General features: G+C 59.5%; 1 protein-coding gene. It reads left to right on the forward strand.

The annotated features are described in order from the left end of the window. Positions 1-58 precede the first annotated feature (58 nt). Positions 59-1238 (forward strand): IS3 family transposase gene (locus NG895_RS13780; RefSeq protein WP_425267231.1). Its coding sequence is split into 2 segments (ribosomal slippage): positions 59-348 and positions 347-1238, totalling 1182 coding nucleotides; the frame shifts between segments, so codons are not numbered across the junction. Positions 1239-1320: the final 82 nt, after the last annotated feature.

The raw sequence follows: 1320 nt of genomic DNA on the forward strand, positions 1-1320 counted from the left end.
GACCACCTGATAGTATGTAGTTCCGCCCCTGGCGGGGCGTTAATCAGGAGTCTTAAGGATGAGCAGGAAGCGGCGAAGTTTTTCGGCGGGTTTCAAGGCGAAGGTGGCGTTGGCAGCTGCCAAGGGGGACAAGACGTTGGCGGAGCTTGCCAGCCAGTACGAGGTCTATCCCAACCAGATTTCGGCTTGGAAGAAGCAGCTGTTGGAGGGGATGGGCGGGTTGTTCGAAGACGGCCGGCAGCGAAAGCTGCCGGAGGACGAGCCCCAGACCGCTCAGCTCTACGAGCAGATCGGGCGACTGAAGGTAGAGCTCGACTGGCTTAAAAAAAAGTCTGCCGAGTCGGGCGATGGATAAGCGGCGGTGGATTGAGCCAGGTCATCCTCAATTGAGTGTTCGGCGACAATGCGAGCTCCTCGGTCTTGCTCGGTCGAGTTGCTATTACGCGGCGAAAGGCGAGAGCGAGGAGAACCGGGAACTGATGCGCAGGATCGATGAGCTGTACACCCGCTGGCCGTTCTACGGCAGCCGTCGGCTGGCCGATGAACTGGGCGTGAGCCGCAAGCGAATCGCGCGATTGATGCGAGTGATGGGGATCGAAGCGATCTACCCGAAGAAGCGAACGACGTGGCCGGGGGCAGGTCACAAGATTTACCCGTATTTACTGCGGAATATCGAGATCACGTGTCCCAACCAGGTGTGGAGCAGCGACATCACGTACGTCCCCTTGAAGTCGGGCTGGCTGTACCTGGTGGCGGTGCTGGACTGGTTCAGTCGGAAGGTCTTGAGCTGGCGATTATCGAATACGATGGACGGCAGATTCTGTATGGAGGCCTTGGACGACGCCCTCACCCAGAGCGCGCCCGAGATCTTCAACACCGATCAAGGCTCGCAGTTCACGTCGAGTACCTTTACCGGTCGGCTGGAACAACGTGGCATCGCGATCAGCATGGATGGTCGTGGTCGAGCGCTCGACAACGTGTTCATCGAACGATTGTGGCGGAGCGTGAAGTACGAGGAGGTGTACCTGAAGAGTTACCCGAGCGTGGCGGAATGCGAAGCGGGTCTGTCGGCCTACTTCACGTTCTACAACGATCGCCGTCGTCACCAGGCGCTCGGGCGACGCACACCGACAGCAGTGTATGCCGGGGAAAGCTCAAGCGAGGTTAGCTCGGGCACCGAAGATTCAAGAGTCGGTCGAAAAAAATTGGAAAACGTTAGAAGTGGCTGCGCCCGTTAGCAGGGTTGCGGCCGCGCGGGACCTGTGAGGGGTCCCGCGGGCCGCCTACGCGGCTACCTACTAAACCACCCTTCGGGTGGTC

This window comes from Aeoliella straminimaris (genome assembly GCF_024054565.1).
Classification (GTDB): Bacteria; Planctomycetota; Planctomycetia; order Pirellulales; family Lacipirellulaceae; genus Aeoliella; species Aeoliella straminimaris.